General features: G+C 57.8%; 14 protein-coding genes. 9 read left to right on the forward strand and 5 right to left on the reverse strand.

Features of this window, described 5'->3' with window-relative positions:
- Positions 1 to 59: 59 nt before the first annotated feature.
- The 3 genes from OHL22_RS11150 to OHL22_RS11160 form a co-directional block, all read right to left on the reverse strand.
- On the reverse strand, positions 60 to 2,741 hold the full coding sequence (locus tag OHL22_RS11150) for an ABC transporter permease (protein ID WP_263336996.1): 2,682 nt from the start codon (positions 2,739 to 2,741) through the stop codon (positions 60 to 62).
- Between the two features lie 11 nt (positions 2,742 to 2,752).
- Positions 2,753 to 3,115, reverse strand: coding sequence for a PadR family transcriptional regulator (locus OHL22_RS11155; RefSeq protein WP_263336998.1), 363 nt, complete (start codon positions 3,113 to 3,115; stop codon positions 2,753 to 2,755).
- A 72-nt stretch (positions 3,116 to 3,187) separates the two neighbouring features.
- Complete coding sequence (locus OHL22_RS11160; RefSeq protein ID WP_263337001.1) at positions 3,188 to 4,603, reverse strand: CapA family protein; 1,416 nt, start codon at positions 4,601 to 4,603, stop codon at positions 3,188 to 3,190.
- Positions 4,604 to 4,806: 203 nt separating this feature from the next.
- Here OHL22_RS11160 and OHL22_RS11165 point away from each other — a divergent pair, with 203 nt between their 5' ends.
- The 7 genes from OHL22_RS11165 to OHL22_RS11195 all read left to right on the forward strand — a co-directional run bounded on the left by OHL22_RS11165 (position 4,807) and on the right by OHL22_RS11195 (position 12,013).
- Positions 4,807 to 6,012: a type II secretion system F family protein gene (locus tag OHL22_RS11165; RefSeq protein ID WP_263337004.1), complete on the forward strand. Its 1,206-nt coding sequence runs from the start codon at positions 4,807 to 4,809 to the stop codon at positions 6,010 to 6,012.
- A gap of 125 nt (positions 6,013 to 6,137) precedes the next feature.
- Positions 6,138 to 7,742 carry a GspE/PulE family protein gene (locus OHL22_RS11170; protein WP_263338881.1) on the forward strand — a complete coding sequence of 535 codons (1,605 nt, stop codon included), beginning with the start codon at positions 6,138 to 6,140 and terminating at the stop codon, positions 7,740 to 7,742.
- A gap of 157 nt (positions 7,743 to 7,899) precedes the next feature.
- Positions 7,900 to 8,823 (forward strand): type IV pilus biogenesis protein PilM, encoded by a 924-nt coding sequence (pilM, locus tag OHL22_RS11175; RefSeq protein WP_263337007.1) that lies wholly within the window; start codon positions 7,900 to 7,902, stop codon positions 8,821 to 8,823.
- Positions 8,820 to 9,671 carry a PilN domain-containing protein gene (locus OHL22_RS11180; protein ID WP_263337011.1) on the forward strand — a complete coding sequence of 284 codons (852 nt, stop codon included), beginning with the start codon at positions 8,820 to 8,822 and terminating at the stop codon, positions 9,669 to 9,671. Before pilM ends, OHL22_RS11180 begins: the two co-directional genes overlap by 4 nt.
- Entirely contained in the window at positions 9,668 to 10,354 is a 687-nt protein-coding gene (locus OHL22_RS11185; protein ID WP_263337014.1) for a hypothetical protein, read from the forward strand. The genes OHL22_RS11180 and OHL22_RS11185 overlap by 4 nt, the downstream gene beginning before the upstream one ends.
- Before the next feature lie 2 nt (positions 10,355 to 10,356).
- Positions 10,357 to 10,989, forward strand: a complete 633-nt coding sequence (locus OHL22_RS11190) for a hypothetical protein (RefSeq protein ID WP_263337018.1) — start codon at positions 10,357 to 10,359, stop codon at positions 10,987 to 10,989.
- Between the two features lie 7 nt (positions 10,990 to 10,996).
- The gene (locus tag OHL22_RS11195; protein ID WP_263337021.1) at positions 10,997 to 12,013 is read left to right on the forward strand and encodes a type II secretion system protein; all 1,017 of its coding nucleotides are present in this window, start codon (positions 10,997 to 10,999) and stop codon (positions 12,011 to 12,013) included.
- A gap of 92 nt (positions 12,014 to 12,105) precedes the next feature.
- On the opposite strand, the gene OHL22_RS11200 is transcribed toward OHL22_RS11195, so the two are convergent.
- Positions 12,106 to 12,498 (reverse strand): HesB/IscA family protein, encoded by a 393-nt coding sequence (locus OHL22_RS11200; RefSeq protein ID WP_263337025.1) that lies wholly within the window; start codon positions 12,496 to 12,498, stop codon positions 12,106 to 12,108.
- Positions 12,499 to 12,990: 492 nt separating this feature from the next.
- Here OHL22_RS11200 and OHL22_RS11205 point away from each other — a divergent pair, with 492 nt between their 5' ends.
- Complete coding sequence (locus OHL22_RS11205; RefSeq protein ID WP_263337028.1) at positions 12,991 to 13,272, forward strand: hypothetical protein; 282 nt, start codon at positions 12,991 to 12,993, stop codon at positions 13,270 to 13,272.
- A 92-nt stretch (positions 13,273 to 13,364) separates the two neighbouring features.
- Here OHL22_RS11205 and OHL22_RS11210 read toward each other — a convergent pair whose 3' ends face one another.
- Entirely contained in the window at positions 13,365 to 14,570 is a 1,206-nt protein-coding gene (locus tag OHL22_RS11210) for a VWA domain-containing protein (protein WP_263337031.1), read from the reverse strand.
- A 191-nt stretch (positions 14,571 to 14,761) separates the two neighbouring features.
- Between OHL22_RS11210 and OHL22_RS11215 the strand changes: the two genes are divergently transcribed.
- Positions 14,762 to 16,630: a SpoIVB peptidase S55 domain-containing protein gene (locus tag OHL22_RS11215; RefSeq protein ID WP_263337034.1), complete on the forward strand. Its 1,869-nt coding sequence runs from the start codon at positions 14,762 to 14,764 to the stop codon at positions 16,628 to 16,630.
- Positions 16,631 to 16,730: the final 100 nt, after the last annotated feature.

Below are 16,730 nucleotides of genomic sequence, written 5' to 3' on the forward strand. Positions count from 1 at the left end.
GTCAAGCGAAGTTTACATTGGTTTCGATGTCGGATGACTTTCCGCATCGGTCAATGCAATTACTCGACCTTGAGAGCGTCGACGGGATTGACTGCGGCAGCGCGTGACGCCGGCAAAAAGCTCGCCAACGCGGCGGCTGCAGCCAGGATAAGAGGAACAACGGCGAAACTGATCGGATCAAGAGGGCTGACGCCGAAAAGCAGCGTCCTCATCAGGCGCGAAACCGCGAATGCGGCTCCGAGGCCAATGACGATGCCGATTCCTGTCAGCATCATGGCAGAGCGCACGAACATCAATCGCAACTCACCCTTCTTTGCGCCAAGCGCCATGCGAATGCCGATCTCCCGCGTTCGCTGCGACACTGCATAGGAGATGACGCCGTAGATGCCGATGATGCCGAGAGCAAGCGCCATGGCGGCAGCAATTCCCAACATCAGCAGAGTGAAAGAGGTGCGTGCCAGAGACTTCGAATAGATCTCCTGCATGGTGCGTGGAGAGGCCACGGGCAGGCTGCCGTTAACACTCCAAACGGCTTGCTGTAGCTCGTTGAGGAGAGTTTGCGTGCCCGCACGTTTGCTGCGGACCGCGAAGGCCATTGAGCGAGGCGCGAACGTTCCCATCCAGGGGTTTTTGATCAATGCAGGCCAGTACACGATGGCAGGAGCGCCTTGATCAACGCCGTCATAGCGAACGTCGCGGACTACGCCGATCACTTGAAACCATGGCTCGCTCGGAGCCTCCCGCATACGTTTGCCGATGGCAGCGCTGGCGCTTCCCCACTCTTCCCGGGCAAGGTTTTCCGACACGATCACCTTTGGCAGCAGGTTGTAGACATCATTCCAATCGAAATCGTGCCCCGCAATCAGGCTCGTTCCGAGAGCCTGAAAGTAGCCGGGAGAGATGTAGTTATAGAACCGGATCGGAGGATCGCCTTGATAGATCTTTCCCTCCACATAGATAAGATTCCAGCCGTGTCCTACTCCCTCCATGGGCACCGTCTGGGCAAAACCAACTGAGGTCACGCCCGGAACGGAAGCAAGTTTGTCTGCAATGTTGTTCTGTACATGAACGACCATGCGCGAGTCAGCGACCAGAGAGTCTGGAATTGCGACGTGCAGAGTCTGCAAACTGGATGCATCCGTGAATCCCGGATCGACCATGCGGAGCTGCTGGAAGGTGCGGATCATCAGCATCGCGCAAACCAGCAGCACAAGAGCCATGGCTACCTGAGCCACAACCAGAATGTTGCGAGACCGGTGCCGCTCACGGCCCGCGCTGACGGTACGTGCTGCGCCAAGACTCACTCTGGTGCGGGTGAGCGCGTACTTCCATGCAGGGATTGCGCCGAAGAACAAACCTGAAAACAACGAGATAGAAAAGGTAAACAGAATTGAACCGGCGTCGAGCGAGATTTCGCTGATGCGCGGCAGATTTGCGGGACCGAGAACAACGAGGAAGCGCAGGGCTGCCGCGGCTACGCCGGTACCCAATGCTCCCCCAAGCAGACCGAGCAGCGCACTTTCCAAAAGTAGTTCGCGCGCAATTCTGCCGCGCCCGGCACCCAGCGCCGCGCGAATAGAAAGCTCAAGCTGCCGCGCCTCAGCGCGCACCAACAGCAGATTGGCAACATTGACGCAAGCGATCAGCAGCACGATTCCAATCGTGCCCATCACGACCCAGAGAACACTTCCGACACTTCCGACCACTTCCGTTTTCAGGGAATGAAAGTCGGGGGTGATCTTCCATTTTACGTACCAGTGCGAATCGCTTCCGGGGCCGTTTGAGAATGAGTCCATCCAGATCGGAATCGTGCGCGCGATGTCCGCGTTCGCTTCGGGGATGGTCATTCCCGGCTTGAGGCGTCCAATTCCCTGAAGTCCGAATCCGGCGAGCTGTTGCTTATTGCGCTCAAACGCGAAAGGCACCAGGATATCGAAGTCGTGATCTACGACGCGGAAACCGCGCGGCATGACACCGACAATCGTTCGCGTTTGAGAATCCACGATGATTGTGCGGCCAATGACGGAATGGTCTCCACCGAAGCGCCGCTGCCAGTATCCATAGCTGAGCATGATGCTCTTTGGGCCGTTGGGTATCTGATCTGCAGCGGTCAGCGCCCGACCCGCCAGCGGAGGAATTCCGAGTGTTTCGAGAATCCCGTCCGTTACGAGAACTGTATTCACTTCCTCAGGCCGCGCCAACCCGGTAACGTTTGCCTTCTGCGCTATCCATACTCCCAGCGATTGAAAGGTCCGGTTGTTTTCGCTGAAGGCGAAGTACATTGAAGCAGAGAGCGGCAGCCCTTTTTGAAAGTTCGCAAGACCCGCCGCACCCGGTGCGTTAAGCCATAAAGAGACAAGCTGGTCGCTGTCGGGATACGGGAGCGGCTTCAAGAGTACGCTGCGAACGACGCTGAAGACCGCGGTATTGGCTCCGATGCCGATTGCCAGCGTAAGCAGAACGGTGATGGTAAAACCCGGTGACCTTCTCAATCGGCGAAGAGCAAACTTCAGATCCGCAAGAATTGACTCGAGCCTGGACCACTGCCAGACCTCTCGGCTCCGTTCCTCAAGAAGCGTCTGATTTCCGAAGGCGCGAAGAGCAGCCTGCCGGGCTTCGGCCCGGGGAAGATTTTCAAGGCGCATGATCTGCTCAGTTTTCTCTTCGAGGTGCGCCTGTACTTCTTCCCCTAGCTCGTCATACATATCCCGTCGATGAAAGATTCGCCCTAACCAGCTCATTGCAGAGCCTCCTAAGAATTCATTTCGCCCCTCTTGGGCCCCAGAACCATCTGAATGCCTTCCAGCATGCGGTCAAATCTCGAGATCTCTTTTTCGAGATGGAGCGAGCCGTTTTTCGTGATTTCGTAGACGCGCACCCGACGGTTGGTGGCGGACGAAATCGTCCATTCGGCCTTAACGAGTTTTGCTTTGAGCAATCGCTGCAGGGCGGGATACAGCGAGCCTTCCTCAACCTCAAGCAAGTTATTCGAGCGCTGCTGGATGTGCTGGACGAGGACATATCCATGCGCAGGCTGACGGCGGAGCGACTCGAGAATCATCATCTCCAAAGCGCCAGGAAAAAGATCACGCGATATATTTTTGCTGTTTTCCATAAGGCATTGAGCAAACAAGCCTAGAGTAGACAAGTAAGCGGAAACAGTCAATAGTTCGGTCAATCTGAGATGTCAGTGTTTGGGCGGTGGGGGTGGGTCGGTAGCGTATTCATCGCCGGTGCGGGCGAGGATTAGCTCTCGTTGGTGCTGGTAGAGCTTGAGTTGATTGGTGGCCTCGATGTATTGGGCTTTTTCGGCGGCGGTGAGCGCCGTTCCCTCTTTGGCTTTGGCGGCGTTCTGCTGATCGAGGGTAGCAACTTCGGCAATAGCTGGCGGGATCATGCGATCGATGAGGACGGTGTGGATGAAGGGCTCTTTTTCGCGGCCGCGCTGGATGTCGTTGCGGTTGTTTTCCTGCCAGGCGGGGTAGATGACGACGCTGCCTAGCTCGAAGCGCTTGCCTGCCGGGCCGTAGTCTTTCTCGATGGCGGCGAAGCGGACGATGAGGGATTGGCGGGGCTCGGCGGTTTTGTCGGGCATGAGGCCATCGATGTAGGTGCGGGACTGGTTAGAGAGGAAGTTGCCGAGCGAGTAGAAGATGACGGTGGTGCGGTTGTCGGGGGTGAAGTAGGTCTCGGCGGGTTGGAGGACGTGGGGGTGGTGGCCGAGGAGGACGCTGGCGCCTGCGTCCATGAGCTTGTGCGCCAGTTCGGTGTCTTCGGGGCGTGGCGCAGTGGCATACTCGATGCCCCAGTGGATGGAGAGGATGAGGAAGTCGCACTGGGCGCGGGCGGCTTTGACGGCTTCGAGGACGCCAGCTTCATCGAGACCGGGGGCGCCGTTGGCTTCGTTGGGATAAGGGAAAAAGTTGACGTGGGGCTGGTCGTCTTTGTCGGGATTGCGGTTGCCGTTGAGCCAGCGGGTCATGCCGAGGATGCCGATCTTGATGGGCTGGCCGTTGGGAACCGGTTTTTCGAGGATGATGGGCTTCCAGGCGTCCTGAGCGGTATCTGAGGTGCCGGCGAATTGAAGGCCCTCGGCGGTGAGGTGTTCGCGGGTTTCGGCGAAGCCGGCCCAGCCCTGGTCCATGACGTGGTTGTTGGCGAAGCTGACGACTTTGACGCCGCTGGTCTTGAGGGCATCGAGCAGGGCGACGGGGGCGTCAAAGAGAAACGGCTTCGATCCGTGGGAGTGGGCGGGGGCGACAGGGGTTTCGAGGTTCACGAAGCCGAAGTCGGAGGATTGGAAGAGGTCGGCTACATCGGCGAAGAGGGCGTCCCAGCCGTCATTATTGGTGTCGGTCTTGTGGGCTGCGGCGGACTGGACGACGGCCTGGTGGGGGATGACATCTCCGGCAGCGGTGAAGGTGACGCGGGCGATTTCGCGGGGGTAGGTGGCGCCGAAGACTTTGGATTCGCCGTGGAGATGACACCAGATGGCTACGGAGAGGCTGCCGATGAGGATGCCTGCGGCCAGAGCGGAGATTGCGAGCCAGTAACGGCGGGCGGCGTCACGGAGTGTACGGGACCGGATGGCGGGGGTGGTCATGGCTGGTTTCCGTTTTGATTTCACGGAGTTGGGACGAGATCAGCATACATGGAGCGGCGAGAAAGCTATCGTTTCCCTAATGGATGAGCGGGATGGAATCAATTTGCGTCTAGTTCAGTGCGGAATCGTGGAAACTGATACCCTTTGAGCTAGATAAAGGGAGGGTTAGGTGCGCCCTTTGAGAGGGATCGCGGCAGAAAAGCATGGCCGAATTTGTCGTTAAATTAGCGGATGAGCGAGGACGGGTGCTGGAGCAGACGCACTCAGCGGCTACGGCTGAGGAACTGCGCCAGCGGTTTGCCCATGGCGGGTATCACGTTTTTTCAGTGAAGCCCAAGAGCGGCGTTGTGCTTGGCGGGCGCGGTAAGAAGACCAAGCTTGAAACCTTCCTGATCTTTAATCAGCAGTTTCTGACGCTGGTCCGGGCGGGATTGCCGATCCACGGGTCGCTGGAGATGCTGGCAAAAAACCAGCGAAATCAGCGGTTTGCAGGACAATTGCTGGATGTGACGGGCCGCGTGAAGACGGGAGAGTCGCTATCGCAGGCGTTTGAGGCGCAGGGCGCATTTCCGGCGATGTATACGACGACGCTGCTGGCGGGAGAGCGGTCTGGCAATCTGCAGGAGGTGCTGGAACGGTTTGTACAGTTCCAGCGCGTGTCGCTGACATTTCGCAAAAAGCTGACGGCGTCGCTGATTTACCCATCGGTGCTGATCGTGATCGTGATTGCGCTGTTCATCTTTCTGATCACGGTGGTTGTGCCGAGCTTTGCGCAGTTGTATGACCAGATGGGATCGCGCTTGCCGCAGATTACGCTGCTGCTGTTGCAGTTTGGTGTAGAAGCACAGCATAAGGGACCGTATGTCGCCGTAGCGCTGGCCATTGTGGGCTTCCTTTTGAGCCGGTATGCGAAGACGCCGAAGGGCCGGGATCTGGTGGATGGTTTCCGAATCAGTTTGCCGGTGTTTGGGAAGATCTGGATCAAATACCAGGTGGCGTTGTTTGGGCGGACGCTCTCGACGCTGCTGACGGGCGGATTGCCGCTGGTGCCGTCTCTGGAAACGGCGGCGCGGTCGATTTCGTCCAACAGGATTGCCAAGGCGGTGGTTGCGTCCGTGGTGAAGGTGCGCGAGGGCAAGAGCCTGGCTTCGTCGCTGGAGACGACGAAGGTCTTTCCGCCGGTTGCGACCGAGATGATTTCCGTGGGCGAGCAGACAGGTGCGCTGCCGCAGATGCTGAATTCGGTTTCGGAGTTTTTTGAAGAAGATGTCGAGACGGCGTTAACGGCGGCGATGGCTCTGATCGAGCCGCTGATTCTGCTGGTCATGGGCGTTTTTGTGGTGATTATTCTGATTGCGCTTTATCTGCCGATCTTTTCCTTGGGACAGCTACAGGAAATGCAGCACTAGAAGCGAGTGTGAAGTGAACAGCGAGTTGAATTGCATACGCGGACTCGCTGATTGCAAATGAGGACACAATGGCTGATGCAGTAATGACTCCTCCGCAGAACACGCCTGGCAGTGGGGCGTTTGGCATGGGTACGGCTGCCGATGAGCGAGCGCAGGCTGAGCAGCTGGCGCGCCGGTATCGCGCGGAGTTTGCGGACCTGAAGCACTTCAAGATTCAGCATGAACTGCTGCGCACAGTTCCAGTGGAGTTGATGTTCCGGTACAACTTTGTGCCACTGGAGATGCGGGAGGACGTGCTGTTGATTGCTGTCAGCGATCCATCGAAGCTGATGGTGCTGGATGAAATTGCCGGGCTGCTGGGAAAGCGCATTGAGCCGCGGGTCGCGACACTGACGCAGATCACCGATCTGCTGAAGAAGACGGAACAGTCGCAGCGTGTACTGGAAGAGGCGAGCGAAGGGCTTACTTTCGATGTCCTGACAGGCGAGGATAACCAGGACGAGAATATCTCGATCGAGAAGCTGGCGGGCGATGAAGACCTGAGCCCGATTATTCGCCTGGTGGATACGACGATTTTCACGGCGCTGGAGCGGCGCGCTTCGGACGTGCATATCGAGACGTATGACGATTCGCTGCTGGTGAAGTACCGTATCGATGGCGTGCTGCAGCCAGCGATGGCTCCGATTGCGAGGGAGCATCATCAGACGATTCTTTCGCGTATCAAGATCATGAGTGAGCTGGATATCGCTGAGCGGCGTGTGCCGCAAGACGGGCGTTTCCGGGTTCGGTATAAGGGGCGGTTGATCGATTTCCGTGTTTCGATTATGCCGACGGTGCATGGCGAGAATGCGGTGCTTCGTGTGCTCGATAAGGAATCGATGAGCGAGAAGTTCCGCAACCTGAATCTAGATGTGGTGGGCTTTGCGGATGCGGATGTGGCTCGGTTCCGGCGATATATTCGCGAACCCTACGGCATGGTGCTGGTGACGGGGCCGACCGGTTCAGGTAAAACGACGACGCTATACGCGGCTCTGAACGAGATCAAGAGTGACGAAGACAAGATCATTACGATTGAAGATCCGGTCGAGTATCAGATTCGCGGCGTAACGCAGATTCCGGTGAACGAGAAGAAGGGACTGACGTTTGCGCGCGGACTGCGGTCTATTTTGCGTCATGACCCGGACAAGATTCTGGTGGGCGAGATCCGCGATGCGGAGACGGCGCAGATCGCAATCAACTCGGCGCTGACCGGACACCTTGTATTCACGACGGTACACGCGAACAATGTGGTGGACGTGCTTGGGCGCTTCCTAAACATGGGCGTTGAGGCATACAACTTTGTTTCGGCACTCAATTGCATCCTTGCCCAGCGGCTGGTGCGCACTATCTGCACGCATTGCATGCACACGGTGCAGCATTCGGAAGAGATGCTGGTCCAGAGCGGGCTTGAACCGGCGGAGTGGCGCGATTTCGAGTTCCGCGAGGGTTCCGGCTGCATCGAGTGCGGCGGCACGGGGTATCGCGGGCGGACGGCGATTCATGAGCTACTGGACCTGACGGATCCGATCCGCGAGCTGATTCTGGATAAGAAGCCGACTTCGGAAGTGCGGAAGCTCGCGCAGAAGGAAGGTATGACGTTTCTACGCGAGTCGGCGCTGGACCGCGTACGGCGTGGGTTGACGACGCTGAAAGAGATTAACAAGGTGACGTTTATCGAGGCGTCGCGATAAAGGTGTGAGTGTGAAGTGTGAGGGTGATTTCACACCGAAAGTTTGATCCATTTTCCGGGACATACGCCGGATTGGACGAAGACTCGCAGATTTCGCAAATGGACGTGTGACGAAGCAGTTGGTTCCGTGATGGAATGGAAAGGGAGATTCACTTCGCATGGCAGGGTTTCGAGTACCGATAGGCATCGCGCCGGGAGGGCGCCCCGCTGCGGCGTGTGAAATCTCGTCTGAGGGTGTTGTGGCAGCGTCGATGGCTTCGGGGCAGTTGCCGGTGTATGCGGCGGAGTCACTGCCGCCAGCGAGCGTCGAGCCGAGTCTGAATGAGGGGAATATCGCGCGGACCGATGCTGTAACGTCGACGCTGCGGTCAGCGCTGAACCGTGTGCAACCGAAGACGAAAGCTGTAACTGTGGTGGTGCCGGATGCCGCAGTACGAGTGTTTATCCTCGATTTCGATACGTTTCCGGCGCGGGAAGAAGAGGCGCAGGCCGTGCTGAAGGTACGGCTTCGGAAGTCGGTGCATTTCGATGTCGAGACGGCAGGTATTTCTTACCAGGTACTTAGTCTGGGTTCGGAAATCGCAGGGACTCAATGGAGAGTGTTGATAGCGGTCATACCGTCAGCAGTGCTGACGGAGTATGAATCAGCTGTGCGCGCCGCAGGGTATGAGCCTGGAGCAGTAATGCCGTCAACGCTGGCGACGCTAGCCGCGGTGGACAGCCAGGAGGCGCTGATGGCGGCGCACCTGAGCGAGAAGACACTGACGACGTCGATTGTTTCAGGGGACGATATTCTGCTCTATCGCATGCTTGAACTGCCGGACGAGCGAGAAACCCGGAAAGCAGAGGTGCAGCGGGCGGTTGCTGTAGCGTCGGCGTTTTATGAAGATAAGCTGCAGGCCAGACCGCATCGGATCTTTCACTCGGGCATGTTGAGCGCGGTGGAGTTCGCAGAGTTGCTGGACGATCCGGCGCTCTCGGTGAGCGAAACCGTGGTTAAGACTGGGCTGGGGCTAAGTGCGGCCGTGGGCCGCCACTCGATTGCCGGAGTAACCGGTGCGCTGGCAGGGACGGTGGCATGAAGATAACGATCAATCTCGCATCGCGCCCCTATACCGATCATGGGCCGGCGATCAAGCAGCTTCGGATCGCCATGGGCGTCCTTGCAGTGCTTTGCCTGTTGTTTGGTCTGGGGCTGATGCATTTTCATCAGGCGGCGCTGGATATGGCTGCGAAGGAGGAGCGTCTCGACCGCAAAGTGCAGCAGGTGCAACAAGAGCAAACGGGATACAGGCAGCAGATGCAGCAACCGGCAAATGCGCGGGTGCTGCAGCAGGCGCAGTTCCTGAACAGCCTGTTTGACGAGAAGAGTTTCTCGTGGACGGGCGCAATGGAGGATCTGGAGCAGGTGTTGCCTGCCGGTGTTCAGGTTACGGCGATTGAGCCATCGCGGGGCAAGGACGGGCGAATCACACTGCATCTGCGCGTATCGGGACAGCGAGAGCAGACCGTGGCGATGCTGCGTAACATGGAGCATTCGAAGCGCTTTGCGACTCCACGCATCTCAGGCGAGAACGCGGAGAACAGCTCGCAGGGAGGGTTGCAGCAGGTTCGGGAATCGGGACCGCAGAAGGTGAATTTCGAGGTACTTGCGGAATATAACCCTGCGACACTTGCAGAACGGAAGGCCGCGACGGAAGCAATGCGGAAGCCGCACCCCAATGCCAATCTGCCTCATACACGAGAGCGTCAAAGCGCGGCTCACCAGCCGGCGACCGGGCAACCCGTTCCCCAGCGATCGCAGCCAGAGCAGGTTCAACCGGGATCACAGCCGCATCCAGCGCAGTTCGGGCCCGGAGCTTTACCTCGGATGAATCGTCCCGCTGAGCCGGGAGCAGAAGCGCCAGTACCGCAGGAGAATCCGCAATGAGCCAGGTTACAGAGATTCGGGAACGGCTGTTTTCTCCCCTGGGACTGCATGGCGTGGTGTGCGGGATTCTGGCGGTAGCGACGATTGTGCTGGGAGTGCGGTTTGTACTGGATTGGCGCGAGATCAGCAGCGGCAATGTCGATGCCATGGCCCAGAAGCAGGCTCAATTGAACGTGCTGGAGGTGCAGACTGCCCCGCTGCGCGGCCTGGACAAGAAGGTATCCGAAGCCAGCAAGCAGATCGACGCTTTTTACGATAAGCGGGTTCCGGCGAGCTGGTCATCCCTGCTGGAGCAGCTTGGGGATATCAAGAACAAAGCTGGGGTGCAGTTGACGCGAGCACAATATGTGCGGGAACCGGGCTCCGGCGATCTGACTGAGATTCGCATCGATGCCGGTTTGAGCGGGGATTATGTTCCGGTCATGAAGTTCATCAATGGGCTGGAGCGAAGCCAGACGTTCTTTGTGATTCGCACGATGGCGTTGAGCGGACAGCAGAGCGGAACGGTGAATCTGCGCATGCAGTTCTCGACATGGATGCGGCCAGCAGATGCGGAGGCGGGCGGTGCGCCGCTCGACACCAATCCTGGAGCGACAACGCAAAAAGGGCGCGAAGGCAACAAGCCCAGTGGCCCTGAAGATATTTCCGCGGTTTCTCCTGCCGTGCGACCGGAGGGCCTGTAAGCATGGCGATGAAACTTGGCACGGAGAATAAGCGCAATGTGATCATTGCGGGAGCGCTGTTCTGCTTGCTTCTGTACCTGGTGATTACGCAGGTGTTTGGCGGAAGCTCGACGCCGGCACCACGGGCCTCCACGCCACAAGTCGTTACGCCTGCGAGACGAACTACTTCTCCGCAGGCGTCGACAGCCGAAGCGTCTGATCTCGAAGCGTCTAATCACGAAGCGCACAAACTGCCTGCCTTGTCGCTCGATCCTTCACTGCATCTGGATAAGTTGATGGCTAGTGAGGATGTGGAATATGCGGGGACGGGGCGGAATATCTTCTCCGCGGACTCTGCGCCGGCGCCGATACCAGAGCCGATGGGACCAGCGCGGCCAGTAAAGATGCCGGAGATTGCGCAAGGACCACCGCAACCACCGCCGCCGCCGCAGATCGATCTCAGATATTTCGGTTACGCCGCGAAGCATGACGGGCAGCGGGCAGCGTTCTTTCTACATGGAGACGATGTCTTCGAGGCGTTTGCGGGAGACATTGTGAATCACCGCTACAAAGTGGTTTCGGTCGATCTTCACTCCGCGCAGGTTACAGATCTGAGCTACAACAACACACAAACGATTCCGCTGGTATCGAACTGAGGAAATAATGGAGCAACCCCGTCATAAATCGAGACCTTTCCCGCGAAAGGAACGGGGTAAACAGATCTTCTCGCGCGAGGGTGGATATACACTGATCGCCGTGCTGTTTCTGGTGGTCATGGTGTTGATTACGCTTTCGGCCGCGGCGCCGAAGATGGCAGCCGATATCCAGCGGGACCGCGAAGTAGAGCTGATCCACCGGGGTAAGCAGTACATCCGCGCGATCAAGTTGTATTACAAGCGGTTTGGCGCGTATCCGCCAACCATGGATGCGCTTGTGAAGACGAATGAGATCCGGTTCCTGCGGAAGCGGTACAAAGACCCGATGACCGGTAAGGACGACTGGCACCTGATTCATTTTGGTGAGAACAAAACGCCATCGTACGGTTTTTTTGGCCAGCCAATCAGCGGCGCTGGGGGCTCAACGGTGGCTGGCGTTGGACCTAGCGGTACGACGGCCATGGGTCCGGGAGGTCTGTCCGGAGCGAATGGAAGCTCTGGAACAACTGGCGGGCCATTGTTTGGTGGAAGCCAGCTTACGGGAAGTACGCCAACGGGTGGTACTGATTCAAGCTCAGGAACGAACGGAGCCAACGGAACTACGGGAACCAGTTCTGGATCGAGCGACAGTTCTGGCTCTAGCAGCAGCGGTACCTCCGCGACTGGTTCGTCGGGTGGTGGTTCTTCTTCGAGTGGATTTGGCAGTTCCAGCTCGTCGGGCAATACGAATCCCCTGACGGTGGGTGGGTTGGGAATTATTGGTGTAGAGAGCGTGAGCCCCAAGCCGAGCATTCTGGTCTGGAAAAAGAAGACTCACTTTAACGAGTGGGAGTTCTGGTATGACCCGATGGCGGATCAGGTGATGATGATGAACAACCTGGGCCAGCAAGGGGCCGCGGCGACAGGAAATTCGACTGGTCAGAGTGGATTTTCGAATCAGAATGGACTTTCTGGAAACAATGGCTCTACGACTACTACACCGACCACACCCACCACTCCGCAGAGCACGACTACACCTCAATAAGCGGTTTGACCACTTGATTTCATGAATTTACAGGCAAAGCAAAAAGCCCGCTAAAGCGGGCTTTTTGTGTAGGCGAATTCAACAGCGGGCGATTAGACGCTGAAGGAGGAACCGCAACCGCAGGTGCTCTTGACGTTGGGATTGTCGAACTTGAAGCCGGCGGCTTCGAAGGTTTCGACGTAGTCCACGGTGCAGCTATTCAGGTACATGAGCGAGGTGGAATCGATGAAGACCTTGAGGCCATCGAAGGTGAAGACCTTATCCATCATTCCGGCCTGATTCTCGAAGGCCATGGAGTACTGGAATCCAGAACAGCCGCCGCCGACGACACCAACGCGGAGGCCTGCCGGGATCGGATCCTGGGTGGCCATGATCTCGCGCACTTTGGCGATTGCCGACGGGGTCAGGTTAAGAGGCTGCGGCTTTGCAGGCGCTACCGGAGCGGTTTGAACGTCCCCCGTGATTGCATTGGTTGCGGTTGCCATATGTGTGCTTCTCCCTGAGTAAACTTCTGCCAAAACTCTCTCATTTAACTGTACTGCGAGTGTGCTGATTGAAACAAGAGCGATTTGGTCCGATTTCTTCTTATTGGATGATGTAGAGCCGAATCGGTTTCAACGCAGAATAAGCAAGATACTGGAAAATAGATTGGATTTCCCGCGATGAGGGATGCGCCGGATCGTAACGAAAGTGACTCAGGTCACGAACGAATACGGGCATATATGGCAAATTAGAGCTATATTGTTTACGCGCTTCTCAAGCCGGTACAGGGAAGTCTGAAGAAACGGCGGATGTGGAAGGCTCGGTTGGCAAAACCGAGATTCACGATACCGACCCCGGCATGAGAGATGAGCAGTAAGCGGCCCCTCTACCCGCGAGACCGCGAAGTCGCCTAGTGAGTTGGCGGTTTCGCAGGCATGCCGGACCGAATTCAGGCTTGGTTTAGTTATTCGGGTTCCCGAAGGAGGAGGTACAACATGGTCACCAACGTAAGTCTCACTCTCTGGATTGTTTGGGCAGCCGTGGTCATTGTCGCGGGCCTGCTCTATGCGTATCGTACTGCCCTCTGTCGCGATGAAGAGGGTCAAATATTTCTGGATGATGCATTTGCCCATGAAAAGGCGGTGCAAACGGAGATTGTTGCGAAATGCAATCGCATTGAGCCTGTTATTCGGGCCAGCATGATTGCAGCGGGCGTTATGACGCTCGCGGTCATCGGTTATTACCTGTGGTTTGGTTATAAGGCGTTGTTTGGATAGTTTTGTTGCCTGTACATAAAACAGCCCGGCTGCCATGGCCGGGCCGTTTTATGTGCTGAAAACGCCTGCGATTTCCGGCGCTGCCGCGTTTTCTATTCGACCTCAGGCTTGGCGCGATAGCCGTTGCGGTAGATGAGCTCATATTTCAGCGGCTTGTGTTTCTCGTCCTGTAACTGCAGGGGATGGCCTTCGTCATCGACCAGCTCTACCTGGAGCTTTCGGAAGCTGCCGTCCTGCTTGCTGTTGGTGGGGTGGTAGACGAGCTCATATTTGGAGCGGATGGACTGGTTGATGGCATTGAAATCGTCGGGAAGCTCGCCGATGAAGCGGGGAGCGAAATTCATGCCGCCGGTCATGCGCGCCCAGGTCTGCATTTGATTGTTGGCCTGCAGATAGTCCATCTCCCGGATCTGCGCGCCCATGCCTCCGCCACCACGCGCTTCCATCATGATTTGAGCGACTGCGCCGGTAGAGATGGTGAAGATAGTGGTGTCCGGGGTTTTCTTAATCTTGTCCATCACTTTGTCAAGAGTGATTTTCGAAAAAGTGTCGCGGCCTGAGGCGATAAGAACGATGTATTTCTGGCCTTCAATGCGGCTCAGTCGATCGAGACCTTCATAGAGGGCATCGAAAACATCGGTTTCGGAGAAGCCGGGAATCCGCATCTGGTTGACGTCCTGCAGGATCTGGTTCTTGTCCTGAGTGAAGTCGGTAACGATCTGCGTGTGCAGGTCGAAGGTCATGAGCGCGACGTAGTCCTGCGGCATGAGGTGCTGGGTGAATACCCAGGCGGCGTTGCGCATGTCATAGACGAAGCGGTAATTAGTCGAGGCGAACTCGCAGATCATGAGCACCGTGATGGGGGCCTGGAATGGGTGCATGGAGATGATCTGCTGCTCTTTGCCGTCTTCAAAGACCTTAAAATTCGCCTTCTTGAGACCGGGAACAAACTGATGGGTCTTCTGCAGCAGGACGCCTACGTCCACGGTGACTTCCGGGACATCGACGTGGATGGAGGTCTGGGGCATGTTGTCGGGATTCTTGATCTTGGGGGCGATGGGAGCCGGAGGTGGGGTGTCTTCGGTATCCACCTTTTTCTTGGGCATGACCATCGGGCCGTTGTCGCCACTGGGACCGCCGTCGGCCGGGGTCGCGGTGTCAGGCTGTTGCGGCTGCTGCGGAGTAGCCGGCGTCGATTGCGCGTGGGCAAAGGCGGAGGCTACGGCAAAGCAGACTAGAGCAGCAGCGATTGGAAGGAAGCTGGAGAGCGGGCGCTGAGGGGCAGGAATCCTGGACATGACAACCTCGTTCAGAAGACAAGCTTACGAGTTTGACCGGCTGGAACGCCAATCGCGGCGAACTCATGGACCAAACCTGGCCTTCCAGCGGGAAAGAGATGCGCGCGAACTTGAGCCAATGCGCTGCCGCACCGTCTAAAGTGGTAGACGTGTGTAATTGGTTGAAGAGAACCAGACTGACCGGAATTTTCGTGTGCGCGTTTGCTGTTACGCAAATGGCCTGGGGCGCGCCTGCGGCGAATGTGGCTAAGGATGCCGAGGTGGGTCCGCCGCCGTCGAGTGTGGGATTTTTCCCGCTGAGCCAGATTCATCGGGGGCAGATGGGAACGGCATGGACGGTGTTTGAGGGGACGAAGCCGGAGCCGATGCAGGTGGAGATTCTGGGCGTGCTGCATGGAGCACGGGGACCGAAGCAGGATCTGATTCTGGCTCGGCTGCGCGGCGAGAAGCCGGAGTTTACCGGAGTGGTGGCTGGAATGAGCGGCAGTCCTGTGTATATCGACGGGAAGCTGGCGGGAGCACTGTCGTACCGGATTGGGCAGTTCACGAAGGAGCCGATTGCGGGAATTACGCCGATTGAGCAGATGATGCAGGTGCGCGATCTGCCGGAGCGTAATGGGATGATGCTGGCAGGTGTGGCTGCGAAGCCGGAGTCGCTGACTGATGGGGCGCAAAGCGATTCGGCAGCCGCTTTCGATGCGGGTTCGGGTTACACCTTTGCGGCGATGGAGACTCCGCTGCTGATGAGCGGATTTCAGCCGGAGGCGGTACGGCTGTGGAAGCAGCGGCTGGCGGGAACTGGGCTGGATGTGATTTCGGCTGGGGGAATGGCTGGGAGCGATAGCGGGGATGACAAGCCTGTACAGCAACAGCCAGCTCATTCAACGGGAGAGACGGGAACAGATTTTGGGCCGATTGTGCCGGGCTCGGCGGTGAGCCTGCAATTGGTGCGGGGCGATCTAGAGATTGCGGCGACGTGCACGGTGACGTATGTGGATCCGGAGCAGTTGCTGGCGTGCGGGCACCCGATTATGCAGTCGGGAACGGTTTCGCTACCGATGACAACGACGGAGGTGGTGACGACACTGGCTTCGCCGCTGAACTCGTTCAAGATTGTGAATACGGGCAACGTGATCGGCGCGTTTACGGAGGACAGAAGCGCGGCAATTCGCGGCGAGTTTGGAGTTTCGGCGCATATGATTCCGGTTTCTATCTCGGTGACGGATCGGGGTAAGACAGAAGTGAGTCATGTGGAGGTGCTGGATCTGCCTTCGCTGACGCCGCAGGCGGTGCTGGTTTCCCTGTACCAGATATTGCTGGAGAACAACGAGAGCACGGCGGACGACAGCTACCACGTAACGGGCGAGGTGGAGGCGGATGGGCTGGGAGCGGTGCCGGTGAGTTCGTGGGGAACTCCCGGCGAGACGATGGCGTCGCAACTGGCTGCGGCGTTGGGCGTGGCCGATGGGTTCAACCGGCTGTATGCCAATCCGGGGCGGCGCGGGCCGATTCGCAGCATTCATCTGCATGTGGAGACGATTCCGCAGGATATGCGGACAGAGTTGGAAAGTGTACGGCTGGTCTCGTCGAATATTGTCCATGCAGGTGACACGGTTGAGGTGGAAGCGACGTTACGGCCGTGGCAGCAGCCGGAGCGCAATGTGCGGATTCCCTTCACTATTCCTGCACGGTTGACGCCGGGAACGGTGCGGCTGGTTGTGGGTGGCGGCGTGACGCTGGACCGGACGCTGGATCAGATTCGGAAGACAAATGCTTCGTCAAGCGAGGCGGCTGTGGCGGCACGGCTGCATGAGATGCACCAGGCCGACCACATCTACGTAAGCCTATTGCTGCCGGAAACGGAGGCGAGTGTGGACGGGGTGACGCTGAGCGGACTGCCACTGTCGATGGCGAACAGCTTCGAGCCGCAGCGAAATGGGGATGACACACAACTGTTTGGGGAGTCGGTGGATGTTGCGGCGGACGCTCCGGCTGGGGGCGTGCTGAACGGACAGCAGATCCTTACGCTGCATGTGGAGTCCGGGGGCGGGACACACTGATTGCAAAATCACTGGTGGTTCACATTTCCAATTCGAAGCTGGTTTTCGCGAGTGGTTGCGCGTCTTCTACAAATCAACGGCGAGAGCCACAACTCTAGTA

The organism is Acidicapsa dinghuensis (assembly GCF_025685685.1).
Taxonomy (GTDB): Bacteria; Acidobacteriota; Terriglobia; order Terriglobales; family Acidobacteriaceae; genus Acidicapsa; species Acidicapsa dinghuensis.